General features: G+C 70.5%; 20 protein-coding genes. 10 read left to right on the top strand and 10 right to left on the bottom strand.

Annotated elements, in window-relative coordinates; genetic code table 11:
* Positions 1-28 precede the first annotated feature (28 nt).
* Positions 29-703, bottom strand: coding sequence for a fasciclin domain-containing protein (locus IFU19_RS12125; protein ID WP_192014039.1), 675 nt, complete (start codon positions 701-703; stop codon positions 29-31).
* Between the two features lie 317 nt (positions 704-1,020).
* Between IFU19_RS12125 and sigK the strand changes: the two genes are divergently transcribed.
* The 4 genes from sigK (at position 1,021) to IFU19_RS12105 (ending at position 4,324) form a co-directional block, all read left to right on the top strand.
* On the top strand, positions 1,021-1,611 hold the full coding sequence (gene sigK / locus IFU19_RS12120) for an ECF RNA polymerase sigma factor SigK (RefSeq protein ID WP_055839471.1): 591 nt from the start codon (positions 1,021-1,023) through the stop codon (positions 1,609-1,611).
* Positions 1,608-2,420, top strand: coding sequence for an anti-sigma factor domain-containing protein (locus IFU19_RS12115; protein ID WP_192014037.1), 813 nt, complete (start codon positions 1,608-1,610; stop codon positions 2,418-2,420). Before sigK ends, IFU19_RS12115 begins: the two co-directional genes overlap by 4 nt.
* Positions 2,421-2,473: 53 nt before the next feature.
* The gene (locus tag IFU19_RS12110; protein ID WP_055838342.1) at positions 2,474-3,112 is read left to right on the top strand and encodes a hypothetical protein; all 639 of its coding nucleotides are present in this window, start codon (positions 2,474-2,476) and stop codon (positions 3,110-3,112) included.
* A gap of 327 nt (positions 3,113-3,439) precedes the next feature.
* Positions 3,440-4,324, top strand: coding sequence for an aminodeoxychorismate lyase (locus IFU19_RS12105; protein ID WP_192014035.1), 885 nt, complete (start codon positions 3,440-3,442; stop codon positions 4,322-4,324).
* Between the two features lie 88 nt (positions 4,325-4,412).
* Here IFU19_RS12105 and pstB read toward each other — a convergent pair whose 3' ends face one another.
* The 4 genes from pstB to IFU19_RS12085 form a co-directional block, all read right to left on the bottom strand.
* Positions 4,413-5,192 carry a phosphate ABC transporter ATP-binding protein PstB gene (gene pstB / locus IFU19_RS12100; RefSeq protein WP_055838337.1) on the bottom strand — a complete coding sequence of 260 codons (780 nt, stop codon included), beginning with the start codon at positions 5,190-5,192 and terminating at the stop codon, positions 4,413-4,415.
* Between the two features lie 18 nt (positions 5,193-5,210).
* Positions 5,211-6,302 (bottom strand): phosphate ABC transporter permease PstA, encoded by a 1,092-nt coding sequence (pstA, locus tag IFU19_RS12095; RefSeq protein WP_055838335.1) that lies wholly within the window; start codon positions 6,300-6,302, stop codon positions 5,211-5,213.
* Entirely contained in the window at positions 6,299-7,318 is a 1,020-nt protein-coding gene (gene pstC, locus IFU19_RS12090; protein ID WP_055938237.1) for a phosphate ABC transporter permease subunit PstC, read from the bottom strand. Before pstC ends, pstA begins: the two co-directional genes overlap by 4 nt.
* Before the next feature lie 156 nt (positions 7,319-7,474).
* Positions 7,475-8,602 carry a phosphate ABC transporter substrate-binding protein PstS gene (locus IFU19_RS12085; RefSeq protein WP_055838330.1) on the bottom strand — a complete coding sequence of 376 codons (1,128 nt, stop codon included), beginning with the start codon at positions 8,600-8,602 and terminating at the stop codon, positions 7,475-7,477.
* A 159-nt stretch (positions 8,603-8,761) separates the two neighbouring features.
* On the opposite strand from IFU19_RS12085, the gene IFU19_RS12080 reads away from it, so the two are divergent.
* Together IFU19_RS12080 and IFU19_RS12075 are read left to right on the top strand one after the other, a co-directional pair.
* The gene (locus IFU19_RS12080) at positions 8,762-12,706 is read left to right on the top strand and encodes a Pls/PosA family non-ribosomal peptide synthetase (RefSeq protein ID WP_342343414.1); all 3,945 of its coding nucleotides are present in this window, start codon (positions 8,762-8,764) and stop codon (positions 12,704-12,706) included.
* The gene (locus tag IFU19_RS12075) at positions 12,703-14,001 is read left to right on the top strand and encodes a M1 family metallopeptidase (RefSeq protein ID WP_192014033.1); all 1,299 of its coding nucleotides are present in this window, start codon (positions 12,703-12,705) and stop codon (positions 13,999-14,001) included. Before IFU19_RS12080 ends, IFU19_RS12075 begins: the two co-directional genes overlap by 4 nt.
* Before the next feature lie 139 nt (positions 14,002-14,140).
* Here the strand turns inward: IFU19_RS12075 and IFU19_RS12070 are convergent, their stop codons facing one another.
* The 4 genes from IFU19_RS12070 to IFU19_RS12055 are packed head-to-tail and all read right to left on the bottom strand — an operon-like array spanning position 14,141 to position 18,499.
* Positions 14,141-14,653: a 4-phosphopantetheinyl transferase gene (locus tag IFU19_RS12070; RefSeq protein WP_192014031.1), complete on the bottom strand. Its 513-nt coding sequence runs from the start codon at positions 14,651-14,653 to the stop codon at positions 14,141-14,143.
* Positions 14,650-15,588, bottom strand: coding sequence for an NUDIX hydrolase (locus tag IFU19_RS12065; protein ID WP_055838315.1), 939 nt, complete (start codon positions 15,586-15,588; stop codon positions 14,650-14,652). Before IFU19_RS12065 ends, IFU19_RS12070 begins: the two co-directional genes overlap by 4 nt.
* On the bottom strand, positions 15,585-17,750 hold the full coding sequence (locus IFU19_RS12060; RefSeq protein WP_055838313.1) for an RNA degradosome polyphosphate kinase: 2,166 nt from the start codon (positions 17,748-17,750) through the stop codon (positions 15,585-15,587). The genes IFU19_RS12065 and IFU19_RS12060 overlap by 4 nt, the downstream gene beginning before the upstream one ends.
* A gap of 56 nt (positions 17,751-17,806) precedes the next feature.
* A complete protein-coding gene (locus IFU19_RS12055; protein ID WP_055838310.1) occupies positions 17,807-18,499 on the bottom strand; it encodes a winged helix-turn-helix domain-containing protein in 693 nt (230 codons plus the stop codon).
* Between the two features lie 114 nt (positions 18,500-18,613).
* On the opposite strand from IFU19_RS12055, the gene IFU19_RS12050 reads away from it, so the two are divergent.
* The 4 genes from IFU19_RS12050 (at position 18,614) to IFU19_RS12035 (ending at position 21,869) form a co-directional block, all read left to right on the top strand.
* Complete coding sequence (locus tag IFU19_RS12050) at positions 18,614-18,904, top strand: hypothetical protein (protein WP_191915621.1); 291 nt, start codon at positions 18,614-18,616, stop codon at positions 18,902-18,904.
* A gap of 168 nt (positions 18,905-19,072) precedes the next feature.
* Positions 19,073-19,672: a heme-binding beta-barrel domain-containing protein gene (locus tag IFU19_RS12045; protein WP_192014029.1), complete on the top strand. Its 600-nt coding sequence runs from the start codon at positions 19,073-19,075 to the stop codon at positions 19,670-19,672.
* A 2-nt stretch (positions 19,673-19,674) separates the two neighbouring features.
* Complete coding sequence (gene ygfZ, locus IFU19_RS12040; protein ID WP_082509508.1) at positions 19,675-20,763, top strand: CAF17-like 4Fe-4S cluster assembly/insertion protein YgfZ; 1,089 nt, start codon at positions 19,675-19,677, stop codon at positions 20,761-20,763.
* On the top strand, positions 20,760-21,869 hold the full coding sequence (locus IFU19_RS12035; RefSeq protein WP_192014027.1) for an FUSC family protein: 1,110 nt from the start codon (positions 20,760-20,762) through the stop codon (positions 21,867-21,869). Before ygfZ ends, IFU19_RS12035 begins: the two co-directional genes overlap by 4 nt.
* Positions 21,870-21,889: 20 nt before the next feature.
* Here the strand turns inward: IFU19_RS12035 and IFU19_RS12030 are convergent, their stop codons facing one another.
* Positions 21,890-22,678 carry a class I SAM-dependent methyltransferase gene (locus IFU19_RS12030; protein WP_192014025.1) on the bottom strand — a complete coding sequence of 263 codons (789 nt, stop codon included), beginning with the start codon at positions 22,676-22,678 and terminating at the stop codon, positions 21,890-21,892.
* Between the last annotated feature and the right edge of the window lie 32 nt (positions 22,679-22,710).

Below are 22,710 nucleotides of genomic sequence, written 5' to 3'. Positions count from 1 at the left end.
GAGTGCGCGGAAACCGCGCAGTCGAGAATTACATCGGGGGCATCAGCACCGAGTCGATGAGGTACACCGTGGCGTTGGCGGTCTGGACGCCACCGCAGATGACGTTGGCCGAGCCGTTGACCGTGATCGAGTCGCCCGAACCGGCGACCGTGACGTCCTGGCCCTCGACCGTGGTGTGGGTGCCGTCGATCTCGTCGGGGGTGATCTGGCCGGGAACCACGTGGTACGTGAGGATCTTGGTCAGCGTGGCCGAGTCGGTCTTCAGGCCCTCGATGGTGGCGGCGTCGATCTTGGCGAACGCGTCGTCGACCGGAGCGAAGACGGTGAACTCGCTGCCGTTCAGCGTGTCGACCAGGTTCACGTCGGGGTTCAGCTGGCCGCTGACCGCCGCGGTGAGCGTGGTGAGCAGCGGGTTGTTCGAGGCGGCGACCGCGACCGGGTCAGCAGCCATGCCGGCGACCGAGCCGGAGCCCGAGGGAACGGCGGCGGCGTAGTCGGCACAGCCGGCACCGACGAGGTTGGCGGCCGGGTCCATCATCGACGACGACGCCGAAGCGGAGGGCGAGGCGGCCATCGAGGGAGCCATGCTCTCCTCAGTGGTGCCGCCCGAGGTGGTGGAGCCGCCGGAGCAGGCGGTGAGTGCGAAGGCCGAGCCCAGAACGAGGGCGAGACCAGCAACGACGGGCTTCTTGTTGATGAGCATGACATTCCTCCGAGAATCATTCGGATCGCGTCTGCGACCCGTCAGGGACACCCCGGTGCGAGGGGCGGTTCACCGTGGAGCGGCTTACACAGGGTCTTCGGGACCCCCGGGGGATCGGATTGCGGATTGTTGCGACCTAGGTCGGATTTCGGCATCCGGTGGCAGGAAAATCGCAGGTCAGAGGCTCGTAAATATTCTTCAGAATCTTTTTGATCCGAGTTCGATCGGCCCGAGGATGGCGGGCCGGCCTCGCCGAGCTGCGCGGCTCGCGCGCGCGCGTACGGGGGTCTCTGTATGCGTAAGGAATGATGGGGGCCATGGTGATCGACGGTTTCGACCTTCCCGACGACGGGACGGAGCCTGTCGATCAGGTCGGAGCGCTGCTGCAGCGCGTCGCGACGGGCGACCGCCTCGCCTTCGCCGAGCTGTACGACGTCCTGTCGGCTCGTGCCTTCGGCCTCATCCTGCGCGTGCTCGTCGACCGATCGCAGAGCGAAGAGGTGCTGCAGGAGGTCTTCCTCGAGATCTGGCAATCCGCCGCGCGGTTTACTCCGAATAGAGGCCAAGGAAGGTCGTGGGTTCTCACGATCGCCCACCGGAGAGCGGTGGACCGCGTGCGGTCGTCGCAGTCCAGTGCCGATCGTGACGTACGCGCGGGGTTCCGCGATATGGACGTTGCCTATGACAACGTCTCTGAAAAAGTCGAGATGAAGATCGAGGGGCGACGCGTCGTCGATGCACTGGCGGCGCTTCCCGAAGCGCAGAAAGAAGCCCTCACCCTGGCCTACTTCGGTGGATACAGCCAGAGTGAGATCGCTACTCTCGTCGGGGCGCCGCTCGGAACGATCAAGACGAGGATGCGCGACGGATTGTCACGCTTGAGGATGGAAATGGGGGTGGACAAGTGAACGAGAGGGACTTCGCCGACCTCGCTGCCGGGCACGCGCTTAACGCGCTCTCGGCAGCAGATGAGCGCGCGTACCAGGAGGCTCTGGCGGGTAATCCGCACTGGGACTCCCACGTTCGATCTGCCGCCGACGCCGTGGCCGCGATCAGCGAAACCATCGAGCCCGTCGAGCCGCCCGCTTCCGTGCGTGCGTCATTGTTCGCCCGCATCTCCGATCTTCCCCAAGACGATTCCCCCGCTGCGGCGACCCCCGCCCCGCTCGACGACGAGGACTTCGCCGCAGCGGGCCTCACCCCTGTCGTGACGGAGCGTGAGCCCGTATCGACTGGTTCCGTCGCCTCGGCATCCGGCTGGGGCCGTCGCCGGTGGTTCACCCTGGCTGCGTCGTTCGCCGCTGTTCTCGCTCTCGGCTTCGGCGCCGTGAGCGTGGGTCAGCTGATGGCACCCCCGGCCGCCGTCGTCGCCCTGGAGCAGATCGAAGGATCGCCCGACGCCCGCTCGGCCACGGCCACCATGCCCGACGGCACCGTCGCGACCGCCCATTGGTCGGCGTCGACCGGACGCAGCGTCCTGGTCTCCGACGGCATGCCCGCGCTTCCGTCCGACAAGACGTACGAGCTGTGGTTCGTGCGCGAGGGCACCCCGATCGCCGCCGGAACCTTCGAGCCGGATGCCGATGGCTCGGCGACCACCGTCCTCGAGGGTCAGATGCACGAGGGCGACGTCATCGCCGTCACCATCGAGCCGGCGGGCGGATCGCCCGACGGAACGCCCAGCACCGACGCCGTCGTCGCCGTCGCGACAGCCTGAGCCCCGGCGTCGCTCTCGGCCCACGGTGAGGGTCGACGCCCTAGCCTGGAACGATGAGCGATTCCTCACGCGAGTTCCACAAGCCCGTGCGACGGCCCGCTGAGCTGTTCGACCGCCTGTTCGCGGCGGAGGACCCCGCCGAGGTGTCGCGCGTCGCGCACAGCACCGCGCAGGCCCTGCTGTCGAGGGTGCGGGCAGACCCCACCGTCGACGTCGTCGAGCGACTGGTCGCCTTCACCGACGACAACGGGATCGACGACATCGCGGAGCTGTGGTCGCGTTCCCCGGCGAAGTCGCTTCCGGGCGCGCTCTGGCGCCTGTACCTGTTGCAGTTGATGATCCACGACGACGCCGCGACCGCGGCTCTGCTCTACGAGCGCGGACGCACCGAGATCGCCACGGTCGACCCCGTCGTGGCGGGCGCGCCCGCCCCCGCCGGCCCGGAAGAACTCGTGCAGCTGATCGACACGATCCTGCGGGGTCTCTTCGAGGGGGACTTCGCCGTGGCGCTCGATCGCGCGGCGGCCTTCTGCCGTGTGCAGGCGTCGGGGTCGAGTCACCTGGCCGACGACTACGAGAACACCGAGTCGGAGCGCGCGACGGCGCTCACCACCCGCGCGTTGCGCCTGGCGACGTACGCCGACGATCTGTCGGCCTCCGCCGCGCTCTGGCGCCGCGACGCGCTCGCCTGAGTCGGAGCGGATGACGCGGCCCGTCGGGCCTGCGGCGGTGGATCGTGGTGCCGCCCGCGTTCCGCCGGCGCCGGACGACGAGAAGAGTGCCGCGCAGACGAGGGCAATGCCTCTCGAGCCTGCGACGCGACGTCTGCCGCAGAAAAGATAAGTGCCGGACCGCAGAACGCCTCTCGGCGCATGGCCGCTCAGAGCGGCAAAAGATGGAGCCCGGGGTTACTGCGGCCCGGCTAGAAGAGTGTAACAAGGGTCGGCCGAAGACATTCCCTTCGCGCGACCCGTTGACAAGCCCCGGGCGTGTCGCTTCGGCGGCCCTAGGCTCGCTGCATGGCTTGGCGTTTCGCTCTCGTGATCGACCCCGTGGCATCCGACGATCAGCGGGAGGACTTCTCCGACACGCTGCACGCGGTGGATCCGAACGCTCCCGTGCTGCCGCTCGGTGAGCTCAGTGCGCAACGGGGCGACGGGGTCTTCGAATCGCTCGGCGTCGTCGACGGCCACCCGCAAGAGGTGGGGCCCCACCTCGAACGTCTGGCCCGGTCTGCGGGGCTGTGCGACCTTCCCACGCCGAATCCGGCGCAGTGGCGGGCCGCGATCGAGCGCGTCGCCGCCGAGGCCGGCGCCGGCGAGAGCGTCATCAAGCTCATCCTCAGCCGCGGTGTCGAATCCGGGGCGTCGCCGACCGCGTGGATCACCCTCGCCACGGCCCCCGACAACGCCCGCGCCCGACGCGACGGCGTACGCATCGCCACCCTCGACCGGGGCTACCCGGCCGACGTCCCCGCCCGCGCCCCGTGGTTGCTGCTGGGGGCCAAGACCCTGTCGTACGCGGTGAACATGGCCGCAATCCGCGAGGCCCAGCGCCGCGGCGCCGACGACGCCGTCTTCGTCACGAACGACGGGGTCGTTCTCGAGGCGCCCACGGCATCCGTCCTGCTGCGCGTGGGCGACCGGTTCGTCACCCCCGAGCCGCAGGTCGGCATCCTGCACGGGACGACGCAGCTGAGCCTGTTCTCCCACCTGGAGTCGCGCGGGTTCTCTACCTCGTACGAGACCGTCCTGCTCGACGACCTCGAAGATGCGGATGCCGCGTGGCTGCTGTCGAGCGTGCGTCTCGCCGCGCCCGTGTCGGCCGTCGACGGTCGTCCGAAGACGGTGGACCGGGAGCTCACCGCCGACCTCAACGCGTACCTGCTGAGCCCGCGCGACTGAGCTCACGCGCCCAGCCCGCGCGACCGGCCCGCCCCGGCGCGGAAACGACGAAGGCCCCGCTGAAGCGGGGCCTTCGTCGTTCTGGCGCTTACCCGAAGCGGCCGGAGACGTAGTCTTCCGTGGCCTGCACGGTCGGCGCGGTGAAGATCGCCGACGTGTCGTTGTACTCGATGAGCTTGCCGGGCTTGCCGGTTCCGGCGATGTTGAAGAACGCCGTCTTGTCGCTCACGCGCGACGCCTGCTGCATGTTGTGCGTGACGATGACGATCGTGTACTCGTTCTTGAGCTCCGAGATGAGCTCCTCGATCGCGAAGGTCGAGATGGGGTCGAGCGCCGAGCAGGGCTCGTCCATCAGCAGCACGTCGGGCGAGACCGCGATCGCGCGGGCGATGCACAGACGCTGCTGCTGACCACCCGAGAGTCCGCCGCCGGGCTTCTCGAGGCGGTCCTTGACCTCGTTCCACAGGTTGGCGCCCTGCAGGGACTTCTCGACGAGGGCGTCGGCGTCGCTCTTCGACATGCGCTTGTCGTTGAGCTTCGCGCCGGCCAGCACGTTCTCGCGGATCGACATCGTCGGGAACGGGTTGGGGCGCTGGAACACCATGCCGACGTGACGACGCACGAGCACGGGATCGACACCGGGACCGTAGAGGTCGTCGCCGTCGATGAGCACGCGTCCCTTGACGTGGCCGCCGGGGATCACCTCGTGCATGCGGTTCAGGGTGCGCAGGAACGTGGACTTGCCGCAGCCCGAGGGGCCGATGAAGGCGGTGACCGAACGCGGCTCGATGTCGATCGAGACGCCCTCGACCGCGAGGAAGTCGCTGTAGTAGACGTTGAGGTCCTGGACCTCGATGCTCTTGGACACGGGAGTGCCTTTCCTAGCTCAGCGCGCCTTCGGCGCGAACACGGCCGCGACGATCCGGGCGATCAGGTTGAAGATGACGACGAGGACGACCAGCAGGAACGCCGCGCCCCAGGCCTGGGCCTGAGAGGCGTCGATGTCTTGGCCGGGGAAGCTGTACGCGGTGTAGGCCATGACGGGGAGGGTCTGCATGGGGCCGTCGAACGGGTTGGCGTTGAAGTTGTCGGTGAAGCTCGCCGCGATGAAGATCGGCGCCGTTTCACCCACCACGCGGGCCACGGCCAGCACGACACCCGTGATGATGCCGCTGGCGGCGGTGCGCAGCACGACCTTGATGATCGTGGCCGAGCGCGGCACGCCCAGGGCGAGCGACGCCTCACGCAGATCGGCCGGCACCAGACGCAGCATCTCCTCGGTGGAGCGGATGACGATGGGGATCATCAGCACGCAGAGGGCGATGGATGCCGAGAAGCCGCTGAAGGCCTTCGGACCGACGACGAGGCTGAACAGCGAGAACGCGAACAGACCGGCGACGATCGAGGGGATACCGGTCATCACGTCGACGAGGAACGTGATCGCGCGGCGGAGCGGGTTGTTCGGCTGTGCGTACTCGACGAGGTAGACCGCGGCCAGGATGCCGATGGGCACCGAGATGAGGGCCGCGATCCCCGTGATGATCAGCGTTCCGGTGACGGCCTGCCAGGCACCGGGGGTCGCGACGACCTCGAGGGTGTTCGGGTCGAAGGCGGTGCCTCCCACCTGCGTGATGAACTGAAGGTTGACCACCGCGAGGCCCTTCGACACCACGGTGTAGAGGGTCGAGATGAGCGGCGCCACGGCGAGAAGGAAGGCCACGGTGACGAGGCCGCGCACGACCCGGTCGACCGCTTTGCGGCGGTTCTCGACGATGCTGGAGCCGACGCCGATGGCGATCAGGTACAGCACGGCGGTCAGGATCAGCCAGGTCGCGATGTTGAAGCCGCCCATGAGCAGCTGCATCGCGGCGACGACGACGGCGACACCGGCGAGCAGCGCGGGCTCGATGTAACGCGGGAGCCGGCCGCTGGTCAGCGCCAGGGGGGTCGAGGCCGCGGGGGTGACGGAGGCGGTCACGAGCGCTTTCCCTTCTTGCGACCCTTGGCCCCCGGGCCCGTCGCGGCGACGATGTAGCGCGCGAACATGTTGACCGCGAGCGAGACGACGAACAGCATCAGGCCCGTGCCGATCAGCGCGGAGCGCTGCAGGTCGGTCGCGATGGGGAAGTTCAGGGCGATGTTGGCGGCGATGGTCTGCGAGTTGTAGCCGTCGGTCAGCAGCAGCACCGAGTAGATGAGGCTCGGCGAGATGATGAGCGCGATGGCCATGGTCTCACCCAGCGCGCGGCCGAGGCCGAGCAGGGTGGCCGAGACCATGCCGCTGCGGGCGTAGGGGAACACCGCGAGGCGGATCATCTCCCAGCGCGTCGCCCCGAGGGCGAGGGCGGCCTCTTCGTGCAGGCGCGGGGTCTGCAGGAAGATCTCGCGGGTGATCGAGGTGACGATCGGGAGGATCATGACCGCGAGCACCACTCCACCGGTGAACATCGTCGAGCCGGTGCTCGACACGGGGCCCTGGAACAGCGGGATCCAGCCGAGGTACTCGTTGAGGAACTGGCTCACCGGCAGCAGCAGCGGGCGCATCACGATGATGCCCCACAGTCCGAAGACGATCGAGGGCACCGCGGCGAGCAGGTCGACGACGTAGCCCAGGGCTCCGGCGATCTTGCGGGGCGCGTAGTGCGAGATGAACAGCGCGATGCCGATGGCGACCGGGGTGCCGATGACCATGGCGATGAGCGCCGCCCAGATGCTGCCGAACAGCAGCGGGCCGACGTACTCCCAGAAGTTGGTCCACGTGCCGTTCTGGTACCCCGCGAGGTCGCCCTCGGTCCAGTTGGCGGTGATGGCGGGAAGCCCACGCAGGATCAGGAAGATCGCGACGCCCGCGAGGATGATCATGATCGACACGGCAGCCGTGGTCGACAGACCCAGGAAGACCGTGTCGCCGACGCGACGCTTCCCGACGATGCTCGCTCGAGGCGGCGGAGGGGACGACGGGGCGGTCTCGGTGTCAGCGACGGTGTCAGTCACGCGGGACCTCACGCTCGGCACGGGTCATGGGGTGCTCCTCGGTCGGGTGTTCTGTGAGGATTCGGCTCAGCGAAACGCTCGATGATGATCGATCGCTTCGATCAGCCCGGCCCGACCCGCACGAGAGGTGCGAGCCGGGCCGAGTCCGACAGATGTTTACTTGATGGCCGAGAGGGTCTCGGCGGCAGCCTCGAGGACCGAGTCCGGCAGCGGTGCGGAGCCGGCGTTCTTGGCCGCGACCTGCTGGCCGAGCGAGCTCGTGACGAAGCCGAGGTACGACTTGACCAGCTCGGACTGCTTGGCGTCCTTGAACGTGCTGCAGGTGATCGCGTACGACACCAGCGGGATGGGGTACGTCTCGGCCGTGAGCTTCGAGTAGTCGAACTTCTTCGACAGGTCACCCGCGATGCCGTTGCTGGCGTCGACGGCCGCAGCCTCGAAGGTCGCGGTGACGGCCTCGGGGCTGTAGGCGACGGCGGTGCCGTCCTGGATGACGGCAGCCGAGTTGAGGTCGCCGACGGCCGAGTGGTCGGCGTAGCCGATGGTGCCCGAGCCCGCCTTGACGGCCTCGACGACGCCGGAGCCGCCCTTCTGCTTCGACACGTTGCCCTCGACCGGCCAGTCCTTGCCCGCGGGGTAGGTCCACACCGACGACTGGGTCGCGGCGAGGTAGTTGGTGAAGTTCTGCGTGGTGCCCGAGCCGTCCGAACGCGCGACGGTCGTGATGGCGCCGGCGGGGAGCTCGGTGCCGTTGTCGGCGGTGATGGCCGGGTCGGACCAGTCGGTGATCTGCAGCGCGAAGATCTTGGCGATCGTCTCGCCCGAGAGCTTCAGCTCGGTGACACCGGGGATGTTGAAGATCATCGCGACGCCGTCGAGGTAGACGGGGATGTTCACGCCGCCCTCGGTGCACAGCGCCACCGACTGCGAGGTCTGGTCGGCGTTCAGCGGCGAGTCGGAGCCGGCGAAGTCGTACGCGCCGCTCAGGAAGTTGGTGACGCCACCGCCGGAGCCCTGCGACTTGTCGTAGTTGATCGTGACGCCCTTGGCCTGGGCGTTGTAGGCGCTGGTCCACGCGGCCTGCGCGTTGGACTGGGCGCTCGAGCCACCGGCGGTGATGGTGCCCGAGAGCGAGGAGTCGATCGTGAACGCCACGTCGGAGGAAGAGGGGGATTCCGAGGAGCCCGCGGCGCCGCCGGAGCTCGAGGGGCCGGCGCAGCCGGCGAGGGTCAGAGAGGCCACGGCGGCCACGGTGCCCAGCTGGGCGATTCGGGAGAGCTTCACTGTGTGAATCCTTCGCATGTCGGGAACAGGAACCCGGTGCAGGGTTCGTCGTGAACGGTAAACAGCGACTCTTACGAGACTGCGCCCCACGGGTGAACGGGAGGTGAACCGGTGTGGCCCGTCCGGGGTGTTTTCCTGGGGGTTGTACTGTTCACCCCCGTGACGAACTCTGCCTCCGCCGCACAGGCTCCGCTGGACCGACGGGATGCCGCGGCTCCTGCGCGCACCCTCATCGATCTGCTCTCGGACGTCGCCGCCCGGCATCCGGAGGCCTCGGCGATCGACGACGGCTCGGGCGCCCTGAGCTACCGGGAGCTGCTCGCGCGCGTCTGGCGCACGGCCGGCGCCCTGCACGCGGCAGGTGTGCGCCGCGGCGACCGCGTGGGGGTGCGGATGCCGTCGGGCTCCAAGGAGCTGTACGTCTCGATCCTCGCGGTCATGGCCGCCGGCGCCGCCTACGTGCCCGTGGATGCCGATGATCCCGACGAGCGCGCCCGCTTGGTGTTCGGCGAAGCCGGGGTCCGCGGCATCGTCGTGGGCGCCGGGGAGTTCGTCTCCCACGACGCGGATGCCGACCTCGTGCGCCTGTACGACGGCGACGCGCCGCATCCCAGCACGAACGCGGTGCCGGTGGTGGCCCCGCCCGGAGTCGACGACGACGCGTGGATCATCTTCACCTCGGGTTCGACGGGCGTTCCCAAGGGCGTCGCCGTGTCGCACCGTTCGGCGGCGGCATTCGTCGAAGCCGAGGCGCGCCTGTTCCTCCAGCAGGAGCCGCTGGGACCGGGCGACCGAGTGCTGGCCGGTCTGTCGGTCGCGTTCGACGCCTCGTGCGAGGAGATGTGGCTCGCGTGGGGGCACGGCGCGTGCCTAGTGCCCGCCCCGCGCTCGCTCGTGCGCTCCGGCGAAGACCTCGCGCCGTGGCTGCTGCGCCAGGGCATCACCGTGGTGTCGACCGTGCCGACGCTGGCGGCGATGTGGCCCGCCGACTCGATCGAGAACGTGCGCCTGCTGATCTTCGGCGGCGAGGCCTGCCCGCCCGAGCTCGCCGCCCGCCTGGTCGCCGACGGTCGCGAGGTGTGGAACACGTACGGGCCGACCGAGGCCACCGTGGTCGCGTGCGCGGCCGCGCTCGACGGCTCGCTGCCGGTGCGCATCGGTCTGCCGCTCGACGGATGGGCGTTGGCCGTCGTCGACGCCGAAGGACTCCCCGTTCCCGAGGGGGGCACCGGAGAGCTCATCATCGGCGGGGTCGGTCTCGCCCGCTACCTCGACCCCGCGAAGGACGCCGAGAAGTACGCGCCCATGCCGACGCTCGGGTGGGATCGTGCCTACCGCTCGGGCGACCTGGTGCGATTCGAGTCGGAAGGCCTGGTCTTCCAGGGCCGCGCCGACGACCAGGTCAAGGTCGGCGGACGACGCATCGAGCTGGGGGAGGTCGAGTCGGCGCTGCAGGATCTGGCGGGCGTGAGCGCCGCCACGGTCGCCGTGCGCACGACCGAGGCCGGCGTGCCCGTGCTCGTCGGCTACCTGGTCATGGACGAGGGCGTCGACCTCGACCGGGGCGCCGCGCGCGCCGCGCTCGCCGAGCGCCTGCCGGCGGCGACCATCCCGCTGCTCGGCGTCGTCGACGCGCTGCCGGTGCGCACCTCGGGCAAGGTCGACCGCGCGGCACTGCCCTGGCCGCTCCCGGGCGTCGACGCCCCCGCGCCCACCGACTTCTCGGCCGACGAGGCCTGGCTCGCCGAGCAGTGGCAGGCGGTGCTCGGCGTCGCCGTCACCGAGCGCAAGACCGACTTCTTCGACCTGGGCGGCGGTTCGCTCGCGGCCGCGCAGCTGGTCTCGCGTATCCGTACGCGGGTGCCGGAGTTCTCGGTCGCCGACATCTACGACGTTCCCCGTCTGGGCGCGATGGCGAAGGCCCTCGGTCCGCAGCTGGTCGACGAGGGCGCGGCGGAGTTCCACCGCGCCGAGCCCACCCCGCGCACGACCCAGTGGGCTCAGACGCTGCTGGGCGCGCCGCTGTTCGTGCTCTCCGGCGTGCGGTGGCTGCTGTACCTGCTCACCGCGTCGGCCGTGCTGCGGCTCCTCCCCGGCTTCGACGTGCTGCCGTCGGTGCCCTGGCCCCTGCTCGTGGTCGGTCTGCTGATCTTCGCGACGCCGTTCGGACGCATGGCGATCGCCGTGGCATCCGCTCGTCTGCTGCTGGCGGGGGTACGCCCCGGGGATCACCCGCGGGGCGGCTGGGTGCACATCCGTCTGTGGCTCGCCGAGCAGATCGCCGACCAGGTGGATGCCGTGGGGCTGGCCGGCGCCCCCTGGGTGTCTTACTACGCCCGCGCTCTGGGCGCGCGGATCGGCCGGAACGTCGACATGCACGCGCTGCCGCCGGTCACGGGCATGCTCGTCGTCGGCGACGGCGCATCGATCGAGCCCGAGGTCGACCTCACCGGGTACTGGATCGACGGCGACCTCGTGCGCATCGGCGAGGTGCGCATCGGTACCGAGGCGACGGTGGGCGCGCGCTCCACGCTCGCGCCGGGCACCCGCATCGGCCGGCGAGCCGAGATCGCCCCCGGATCCGCGGTGTTCGGCCGCGTCAAGGCCGACCAGTCGTGGGCGGGTTCGCCTGCCGTGCGCGTCGGCGGGACGGCGAAGGGATGGCCGACCGAGCGCCCGCCCGCGCCCACCCGCTGGCTGTGGGCGTACGCGGCGTCGGCGCTCGTGCTCGCGCTGCTGCCGCTCGCGGCCTTCACCGTGGGCGCGCTCGTCGTCGCCCAGGGTATGCGCGGCGCGGATTCGCTCGCCGGGGCCGCGGGCGGCGCCTTCGTCTGGCTCGTGCCGGCCGTCGCCGTCACGGGCCTCGTGTTCGCGGCATCCGTCGTCCTGCTCGTGCGGCTGCTCTCGATCGGCCTGACCGAGGGGACCCACCCCGTGCGCAGCCGCGTCGCGTGGCAGGCGTGGACCATCGAACGACTCCTGGATGCCGCCCGCACCATCCTCTTCCCGCTGTACTCGTCGTTGTTCACCCCCGTGTGGCTGCGCCTGCTCGGCGCCGAGGTGGGTCGCGACGTCGAGGCATCGACCGTTCTGTTGATCCCGTCGATGACCCGAATCGAAGACGGCGCGTTCTTGGCCGACGACACGATGGTGGCGTCCTACGAGCTGCGCGCCGGATGGCTGCGGATCGGCCCGGTGCGCATCGGCAAGCGCGCGTTCCTCGGCAACTCGGGCATGGCTGCGCCGGGGCACCGCGTGCCACGCGACGGATTGGTCGCGGTGCTGTCGGCGGCGCCGATGAAGGCCAAGGCGGGTTCGTCGTGGCTCGGCTCGCCCGCGGTGCGTCTGCGCCGTCTGTCGGCCGCGGGCGACGAGTCGCGCACCTACCGCCCCACGTCGGGTCTGCGCCTGGCGCGGACGCTGTGGGAACTGGGGCGCTTCGTTCCCGTCGTCGTCACCTGCGCCATCGGGCTCGGGGTGATCTTCGCCCTCGCCGGGCTCTGGCAGAGCGTCGGACCGGTGTGGACGCTGCTGCTGTCGGGCCTGGTGATGCTGGCCGCGGGGGCGGTCGCCGCCGGGGTCTCGACCGCGGCCAAGTGGGCCATCGTCGGCGTCATCCGCGCGGGGGAACAGCCCCTCTGGTCGAGCTTCGTGTGGCGTACCGAGGTCTCGGACACCTTCACCGAGATGGTCGCCGCCCCGTGGTTCGCGCGCGCGGCGACCGGAACCCCCGCGCTCGCCGTGTGGCTGCGGAGCCTCGGCGCCACGATCGGTGCCGGCGTCTGGTGCGAGAGCTACTGGCTACCCGAACCCGACTTGGTCACTTTGGGGGCCGCGTCAACCGTCAACCGCGGATGCGTGGTGCAGACGCATCTGTTCCATGATCGAATCATGAGTATGGATACCGTCGAGCTGGAAGCGGGGGCGACCCTCGGTCCGCACAGCGTGGTCCTTCCCGCCTCCACCCTCGGTGCGCACGCGACCGTGGGGCCGGCTTCGCTGGTCATGCGCGGTGAGACCGTTCCGGTCGGCTCGCGCTGGAGCGGCAACCCCATCGGTCCATGGCGCGCCGTGAAGGTCCGCGCCTACCAGTCGACCACGTGAGCGCCACCGACTCCTACGCCCCGCAGAGCGGTGACGCCTCGTACGACGTGCAGTCGTACGACCTCGTCCTCGGTTATCGCGTGCGCACCAACCGTCTCGAGGGAACCGCGACCATCGTCGCCGTCGCCCGCGCCGCGGTGACCTCGTTCGCCCTCGACCTCGTCGGGCTCCGCACCTCGCGCGTGCGCGTCGACGGAGCCGCCGCGCGGGTGACCGCCGGGCCGCACGCGATCCGCGTGACGCCCGCGCGCGCTCTCGCCGCGGGGGATCGGTTCGAAGTCGAGGTCGCGTACGCCGGCACCCCGGCGCCCCGTCGCTCGCGCTGGGGGACCGTCGGGTGGGAAGAGCTCACCGACGGCGCTCTGGTCGCCGGTCAGCCCACGGGGGCTCCGACGTGGTTCCCGTGCAACGACCGCCCCGACAACCGGGCCTCGATGCGCATGCAGATCACGGTCGACGACGGCTACGAGGTCGCCGCAACCGGCGTCGCGGGAGCGAGCCTCCGCCGGGGCGGTCGCACCACCCGCGTGTTCACCTCCGACGTGCCCACCGCCACGTACCTGGCGGCGGTGCACGTGGGCCGATATCGCACGCGCCCCCTGGCGGGCAGTGGCGTCGATGTCGTGCCGCCGGTGACCGTCAGCGCCCCGCCGGCGCTGACGGCCGCGGTCGACCGCGCCTTCGCCCCCGTGCCCGAGATGCTGCGGCTCTTCGACCGCCTGTTCGGGCCGTACCCGCAGCAGGCGTGCACGCTCGTCGTCACCGCCGACGAGCTCGAGATCCCGCTCGAGGCGCAGGGCCTCGCCGTCTTCGGCATGAACCACCTCGTGCCCGCGGCGCAGCGCCTCATCGCGCACGAGCTGGCGCACCAATGGTTCGGCAACAGCGTCGGTCTCGCGCGGTGGAGCGACATCTGGCTGAACGAGGGGTTCGCCTGCTACGCGGAGTGGCTGTGGTCCGAGGCCTCGGGCGGCCCTTCGGTGCAGACCTGCGTCGACGACCACTACGCCCGACTCGCCGCCAAGCCGCGCGATCTGCTGCTGATCGACCCCGGACCCGACGACATGTTCGACGACCGCGTGTACAAGCGCGGTGCGCTGACGCTGCACGCGCTGCGGCGGACCCTGGGCGATGTCGCGTTCTTCGATCTGCTGCGCGCCTGGACCGCCGACCACCGCCACGCACTCGTCACGACCGACGACTTCCGCGCCGCGGTGGCTCGGGCCGGGGGAGCGGATGCCGCGGCGGTGCTGTCGGCGTGGGTCGACCGCACCGCTCTGCCGTCGCGGGTGTGAGGTTCCGGCCCCGGTCGCCGGGGCGAGCGGAGGGCGAGGGGCGGAGGGAGGGGGCCTGAGCGCTCCGCGTCCTCCGCTCGTCCCTGGCCCTCCGCTCGTCACGCGTCACGCGTCGCGCCCGCCTTGCCCCCGGCCACCGCTATCGAGCGGCACACGCCCCGGGTGACACCGCGACGGCGACCACGACGCCCGGCGGGCCCACCACGTCGTACCCGTCGTACGGGGCGCCGTCGTCGACCCGACCGACCCAGGTGTCGTCCGCCCGGGGCTCGATCCGCACGCGCGCCGGGTCGACGGTGAGCCCGCGACCGTCGGCCTTGAGCACCGCCTCCACCCGCGCCCAGGTGCGGGCATCCGCTCCCGGCAGGACGTTGTCGATGCCGGTCGCCTCGGCGGGAACCGCGTCGACTCCCACCGACCTCGCTGAGCATGAGGTCGCCACCACGGCCCACCCCTCCACGTACGAGACGGATGCCGTGGCCTCGACCCCCGTGACCCGCACGCGCCCGTGTTCACCGCCGCACGCGGAGCACCGTGACGCGACGTCTGCCCCCGGGAGCAGCTCGGCGAGCAACGACCGCGACACCTCGCGGCGCACCGCGCCCGGCGGGACCTCGCGCCACGCGACGCGGACGTCGGGGGGCAGGGTCACACCGGCGGCTCGTGCGTCTCGATGGCGACGATGCCCGCACCGGGGTGCGCCACCGGAATGTGCACGACCGAGAACCCGCCGGGTTCGAGCGCCGAGGAACTGCCCAGGTACGACCCGCGCATGGTGCCGGTGGCCAGTGCCATCTCGTTCAGGATGTCGGGCAGCACGGGACCGTGGCTGGCGAGGACGACGGGCTTGCGCGCCCGCACCCGCTCGCCGATGACGGTCCGCGCGTCGGAACGGCCCTCTTCCCAGGCGTCCTGGCTGATCTCGCCGCTGACCTGGATGCGTTGTCCGAGCGCGTGCGACAGGGGAGTGACCGTGCGGACGCAGCGCTCGGCGGGGCTCGAGACGATCCGGCGCACGCCGAAGGCGAGCAGCGGTCCGACGATGGCCTCGGCCTGTCGGCGTCCCCGCGTGGTGAGGGGGCGATCGCTGTCTTCGCCCTCCCATTCCTCGCGCGAGCGGGCCTTGGCATGGCGCAGGGCGATCACGGGGAACGTGGGAAGCGCCTGCTCGTCGACCAACCGCGTGAACTCGTCGAGGATCTCGATGTCGACGGGGTAGCTGAGGTTCTTCCGCGCCTTCTTCAGGCTCACCCACTCGACGGCCGCCACCTCTTTGTTCGGCACGAACGTCGAGGTGCGCACGGCGGCATCGGTGGCCTCGGCGGCCCAGTAGTGCACGATCTTGGTGCGCGAGCTCGGCATCCGGTACCGCGACACTCCGACCGGCACGCCCAGCGCCACGCGGATGCCCGTCTCTTCGCGGATCTCGCGCACGGCCGTCTCGGCGAGGGTCTCGCCGGGATCGACCTTGCCCTTGGGCAGCGTCAGGTCGCGGTACTTGGTGCGGTGGATGAGCAGGACGCGCAGCTTTCCGTCGACGACGCGCCACACCACGCCGCCGGCCGCATAGATCGCGGTCTCGGTCACCGCGCCGACCGTGCGCGGCGCTTGCGCTGGACGAGCGCCATCGTGTGCTCCTGCAGGTCGACCAGCGGCGCGCCGTCGGCGTCGACACTGTGACGCACCCACTCGCCCTCGGCACCGAGGTGCCACGAGCTCGTGCCGTCGTCCATCGCGAGGCTGAACAGCGTCATCAGTTCCTGAACCTGCGCGGGATCGACCACGCGCACCAGGGCCTCGACGCGGCGGTCGAGGTTGCGGTGCATCATGTCGGCGCTGCCGATGAACACCTGCGGGTCGCCGTCGTTGTCGAACGTGAAGATGCGCGAGTGCTCCAGGTAGCGACCGAGGATGGAGCGCACGGTGATGTTCTCGCTCATCCCCTCGACCCCGGGCTTGATCGAGCAGATGCCGCGCACCCAGACATCCACGGGTACCCCGGCCTGGCTGGCGCGGTACAGGGCGTCGATGATCTCTTCGTCGACCATCGAGTTGACCTTGATCCGCACGCCCGAGGTCTTGCCCTCGAGGGCGTTGCGACGCTCTTTGTCGATGTGGCGCAGCAGACCCTTGCGCAGGTGCAGGGGGGCGACGAGCAGGCGCTTGAACTTCTTCTCGATCGCGTACCCGCTGAGCTCGTTGAACAGACGGGTGAGGTCGCGCCCCACCTGATCGTCGACGGTGAACAGGCCGAAGTCTTCGTAGATACGGCTCGTCTTCGGGTTGTAGTTGCCCGTGCCCACGTGGCTGTAGTGGCGCAGGCGTCCCTCTTCTTCTCGGATGACGAGGGCGAGCTTGCAGTGGGTCTTCAGCCCCACGAGGCCGTAGACGACATGCACGCCGGCCTTCTCGAGCTTGCGCGCCCAGACGATGTTGTTCGCCTCGTCGAAGCGCGCCTTGACCTCGACGAGGGCGAGCACCTGCTTGCCGGCTTCGGCGGCGTCGATGAGCGCCTGCACGATGGGGCTGTCGCCCGAGGTGCGGTACAGCGTCTGCTTGATGGCGAGCACGTGCGGGTCACGGGCGGCCTGCTCGAGGAAGGCCTGCACACTCGTGGCGAACGACTCGTAGGGGTGGTGCACGAGCACGTCGGCCTTGCGGATCGCGCCGAACAGGTCGGCGCGGCCATTCTGCTCCGCCGGCTGGAAGGCCAGCGCGGTCTTGGGCACGTGGGGCGGGTAGCGCAGATCCGGGCGATCGATGCGCGACAGGTCGAACAGGCCGCGCAGGTCGAGGGCGCCGGGCAGACGGTAGACCTCCTGCTCGGTGATGTCGAGCTCGCTCAGCAGCAGCGAGCGGGTCACGTCATCCATGTCCTCGGTGATCTCGAGGCGGATGGGCGGCCCGAACCGCCGGCGCAGCAGCTCGGCCTCGAGCGCCTGGATGAGGTTCTCGGTCTCGTCCTCTTCGATCGTCATGTCTTCGTTGCGGGTCAGACGGAACGCGTGGTGGTCGAGCACCTCCATCCCGGGGAACAGATCGCCGAGGTGGTTCGAGATGAGCTCCTCGAGCGGCAGGTAGCGCACGCCGGGGCCACCGCTGATCTCGACGAAACGGGGGAGCATCGGGGGCACCTTCAGGCGCGCGAACTCCTGTCGACCGGTGCGCGCGTTGCGGATGCGGATCGCGAGGTTGAGTGAGAGGCCCGAGATGTAGGGGAACGGGTGCGCCGGGTCGACGGCGAGCGGCATGAGCACCGGGAATACGTTGCGCTGGAAGTACTCGGTCAGGCGAGCGGCCGTGTCTTCGTCGAGCGAGTCCCACGACACGACCTCGATGCCGGCCTCGGCCAGCGCGGGGCGCACCTTCTCGGTCCAGGCGGCGGCGTGGCGCTCCTGCAGGCGGTGCGCTTCGGCCGAGATGTCGGCGAGCACGTCGAGCGGTGCGCGGCCCACGTTGGTCGGTACGGCGAGGCCGGTGACGATGCGGCGTTTGAGGCCGGCGACACGCACCATGAAGAATTCGTCGAGGTTGCTGGCGAAGATGGCGAGGAAGTTGGCTCGTTCGAGCACCGGGACCATCGGGTCTTCGGCCAGTTCGAGGACGCGCTGGTTGAACGACAACCAGCTGATCTCGCGATCGAGGTAGCGGTGATCGGGGAGCTGGTCGTCGGCGGCCTCGACGGCCTCGTCGAAGTCGTCGTCGTCGGCGTCGCCGAGCCCGGCATCCAGCGCGTCGTGTTCCATCATTCCCACATCATGTCAGGGGTCGGTGACACGCGAGTGAACACGAGGTGCGTGCGTCGTCAGGAGGGGGAGGATGCCGCGGGAGCGGGGTCGTCTTCGTACACGTTGAAGCGGTACCCGACGTTGCGGACGGTGCCGATCAGCTGTTCGAGATCGCCGAGTTTCGCGCGCAGTCGTCGCACGTGCACGTCGACCGTGCGGGTGCCGCCGAAGTAGTCGTAGCCCCAGACCTCGCTGAGCAGCTGCTCGCGCGTGAACACCCGCGAGGGGTGCGTGGCGAAGAAGTGCAGGAGCTGGAACTCCTTGTAGGTCAGATCGAGGGGTTTGCCGTGCACCTTGGCCGAGTACGAGGACTCGTCGATCGAGATGCCCGAGGTCTGGATGCGCGTGGACACCTGGTCGGCGGCACGGCGCCCCATGGCCAGGCGGATGCGGGCGTCGATCTCGGCGGGGCCGGCGCCGACGAGCACCACGTCGTCGATGCCCCAGTCGGTCGAGACGGCGGTGAGACCGCCCTCGGTGACGATCAGCACGAGCGGTGCTTCCATGCCGGTCGTCGAGATGATCTTGCACAGCGACTTGGCGCCGACGAGGTCGAAGCGCGCGTCGATGAAGACGACGTCTGCGCTGGGCGCGTTCACCAATTGAGCGGGCTCGGCGGGGATCTGGCGCACGCGGTGGCTCAGCAGTTCGAGCGCAGGCAAGGCCGCTCCGCCGCCGGGTGCGGAGCTCAGAACCAGAAGCTGTGCCAAAGGGACCTCCCGCGCGACCTGCCGCGCACCCGCCCATCTTAGGGTGACGCGCCGCCGCGCGCCGTCATCGGCCCGCGCTCGCGCTCTCGGCCCGTCCTGGGTGATGATGGACCCATGTCGACTCCCGACCTCGCGCCGCGCCGGACTTTCGGCGGCATCGTCGCCGTGTGGGTACTCGCGCTGATCGCCGGAGTGGCCATCGGGGTGTTCGCCCCCGAGGGCTGGCGTGCGCAGTGGGTGACCGTCGCGCTCGGTGGTTGCCTGATCGTCGCCTTCGCCATCCAGCTCTGGTACGGGCGGTCGCAGGCGTTCATCCAGCGCATGGCGCTGAGCGCCCTCGGTTCGCTGCTCGTGCTCGGCATCGTCACGGCGGGTTTCGGTCTGGCATCCATCGTCAACGGATGACGGGTCGCGACGATCCGTCGCGCGCGGTTCCCGGATAGACTCACCTCATGGACCTCCTCGCGCTCGAACTCTTCTTCGTGGGACTTCTCGGCCTCGCATCGCTGGCGATCGCTTTCGTCTCCGGCACGGTCGTCTGGAACCTCTATCGCGGCCAGCGCTGAGCGCACCGTGATCGAGATCCCGACCGATCTTCCGGCCGACCTCGTCCCTCTGTCGTGGCTGGTCGGCGTCTGGGAAGGCACCGGCGTCATCGACTACGAGGTCGACGGGCACGCGTTCTCGGGTGAGTTCGCGCATCGCGTGAGCTTCAGCCACGACGGTGGGGGGTACCTCAACTACTCCGCCGACGCCTGGCTGCTCGACGGCGACGCGCGTCGTGCCCTGGTCGCGGAGACCGGGTACTGGCGCCTCGCGCGACCGGCGACCGACGCCGACGCGGGTCCCGCGTTGCTCCCGCCGTCCGCCCCCGCGGCGGTCCGCACCGCCGACGACGTCGAGGCTCTGCGCAACGCCGACGGCGGCTTCGACCTCGAGGTCAGCCTCGCCCACGCCGACGGCGTGCTCGAGCTGTACGTCGGTCAGGTCAAGGGTCCGCGCATCGATCTGGCGACCGACGCCGTGGTGCGCGCTGCCGGCGCGAAGCCGTACGCTGCGGCCACGCGCCTCTACGGTCTCGTCGACAACCACCTGCTGTGGGCCTGGGACATCGCCGCCCTCGGCCGCGAACTGGGCTCGCACGCGTCTGCGCGCCTGGCCCGGGCGGAGTGACCATGGCTTCCCTGTCGCAGGTTCCCGGCGCGGTCGTCGACGACGCGGGGCTGCGCCACGTCGGTTCTCCCGTCGCGGAACAGCGCCGTCTGGCATCCGGAACCGCCCTTGCCCCTCTGGGCGATCGCCGCGTCATCTCGGTGGGCGGCGAGGACCGGCGCAGCTGGCTCGACTCCCTGTCGTCGCAGGCGCTGACGCACTTGGCCCCGGGAGTGTCGACGGAACTCCTGATCCTCGACCCGCAGGGGCGCGTCGAGCACGCGGCGTCGGTCGTCGACGACGGTGAGACGACCTGGCTGATCGTGGACGCGTCCGACGCCGAGGCGCTCCTGACCTGGCTCACCCGCATGCGCTTCCGCCTGCGGGTGGACGTGCGCGATCGTTCCGACGAGTTGTCGGTGATCGGGGGCACGCGTGCCGCCGTCGAAGCCCTCACCGCGGCGGCTCCGGTCTGGGTCGACCCGTGGCCCGACGTCACCCCCGGCGGCTGGGCGTACGCCCGTGTCGACCCGCATCCGGGAGCCGACCGCGACTGGGCCGAGGCCATCGTGGATGCCGAAGAGCTCGACCGCCTGATCGATGCCGCTGTCGCGGGAGAGATGGCGTTCGCGGGTCGTGACGCTGTCGAAGCGCTGCGCGTGGCCGCGTGGCGCCCGCGCGTGAGCGTCGACGCCGACGAGCGGTTGCTCCCGCACGAGATGGACTGGCTGCGCACCGCCGTGCACCTGTCGAAGGGCTGCTATCGCGGTCAGGAGACGGTGGCGAAGGTGCACAACCTGGGCCACCCGCCGCGTCGGGTCGTCGCGCTGCAGCTCGACGGGAGCGACAGTGTGCTTCCCGCGCGCGGTGATGCCGTGCGCGCGGGTGACAGCGTGATCGGCACGATCACCTCGGTCGCGATCCACCACGAAGACGGGCCCATCGCGTTGGCCCTCGTCAAGCGCACGGCCCCCGAGGGCGTGCCGCTCGTGGTCGACACGGCCGACGGCCCCATCGCCGCGGCCGCCGAGACCGTCGTGCCCGCCGACGCGGGTGCCACCGCGTCTGTACCGCGTCTGCCGCGCCTGGGTCGCCGCCGCGCCGCGGAATGAGCGCCGACGACGCGTCGACGACGGTCGGCGTCGTCGTTCCTCCCTCCCGTCTGCGTTCCACCCTGGGGCGACGTGTCGCGCGGGTGCGCGAGTCGCTGCCCGCTATCGTCCAGATCGTGGTCGCGGCCACCTCGGCGTACGCCTTCGCGCACTTCGTCCTGGGCCACCCGGTTCCGCTGCTGGCGGCGACGGTCACGGTGTCGAGCCTCGGACTGGTGCGTGACGCGCGACCCTGGCGTGTCGGTGAGACCGTCGTCGGCATGCTCGTCGGCATTTTGATCGCCGAGATCGTGCTCGTGACCGCCGGAAGCGGCTGGTGGCAGATCGCCGTGGCCATGTCGGTCACCCTGGTGGTCGCGCGCTTCCTCTCGCCGCAGCCGGGGTTCGCCCTCGCGGCGGTGGTGCAGTCGCTCATCGCCCTGGTGGTGGTGACCGGGGCGCCCTTCCTCCGCCTCGTCGACGGGGCCATCGGCGGTGTCGTCGCTCTGATCGTGACGGCGCTCATCCCGCGCACGCTGCGCCGCACCGAGCTCCGCGACGCCGACGAGCTGTTCGACGCTCTCGATGTGGCCATGGCGACGATCGTGCGGGCGCTCCGTCGAGGGGATCGTGCGCGGGCCGAGCGGGGCCTGGAACGCGCGCGGTCTCTGCAGACATACGTCGACGCGTGGAGCGGATCGCTGGAGTCGGGCCGCGAAGTGGCGCGCATCTCGCCGTTCCTGCGCCGCCAGCGCACCGAGCTGCAGCGGCATGCCCGCGTGCGCGAGGCGCTCGATCTGGCCACGCGCAACCTGCGCGTCGTCGCCCGCCGTGCGGCGTACCTCTGCGCCGACGGTGAGGCGCGTCCGGTCCCGGCCGATCTGCTCGCCGAGCTCGCCCGTGGGGCGGGGCTGGTGCGCGACAGCCTCGATGACATCTCACTCGAGCCCGTCGCCCGCGCGGCGGTGGTCGCGGTGATCCGACGCCTCGACCCCGCCGCGCTGCTGCCGGGCGGGGGTGTCGGAGAACTCAACCTCGTCGCGGCCCTGCGTCCGCTCGCCGTCGACCTGCTCGTGGCGGCGGGGATGCCGTCGGCCGAGGCGCGGGCGCTTCTGCCGCGCATCTGAGCGACCACGCCGGGTCGTGCTCAGAGCGGCGCGACGGCCTCCCATGCGATGCCCACCTCGCCCAGCCGCCACCGTTCCCGTCTCAGCAGCGGCCAGCCGGCGTCGGCGAGGGCGATCATGGCGACGCGCCACCGGTGGACGGAGCCGAAGGGCGCGACCACGGCCGCCCGCGTCCACTCCCGCTCGAGGGATGACACGAAGGCGTGCACCCGCTCGCCGTCGACGTTGCGGTGGATCAAGGCCTTGGGCAGACGCTCGGCCGCGATCGCGGGGGACTCGAGCTCCGCCAGACGCAATGAGATGGTGAGGCTGCGGGGAAGGGCATCCGCCCCGATCTCGGCCCAGGTGGCGACGCGCCCGATCTCGTCGCAGGTACCCTCGACCAGGATGCCGCCGGGTTGAAGCCGCGCGCACATGCGGCCCCAGGCGTCGGCCACGTCGTCTTCGTCGTATTGACGCAGCACGTTCATCGCACGGATGACGGCGGGGCGACGCTTGCCCGGCAGCGGCACCTCGAACCCCCCGCGGGCGAAGGTGACGCCCGCAACGCCCTCGGCCTGCGCGCGGGCGCGGGCGACGCGATCGGCGTCGATCTCGAGCCCGACGACCGTGGCATCCGCTCTCTGCTTCGTCAGACGGCCGAGGAGTTCCAGGGGCGTCACCGCGCTCGCCCCGAAGCCGAGGTCGACCACGAGCGGGTCGTCGGTGCGGCGCAGCACCGGATGCCGGGCGATCCACCGGTCCACCCGACGAAGCCGATTGATCCCGGTCGTCCCGCGGGTCGCGCGGCCGACGGGGGAGGGAGTCACCGGAACATGATGCCAGCCGCGCGCGTCGATAG

The organism is Microbacterium sp. CFBP 8794, assembly GCF_014841235.1.
Lineage (GTDB): Bacteria > Actinomycetota > Actinomycetes > Actinomycetales > Microbacteriaceae > Microbacterium.
This window is presented reverse-complemented; position numbering and strand designations above follow the sequence as displayed.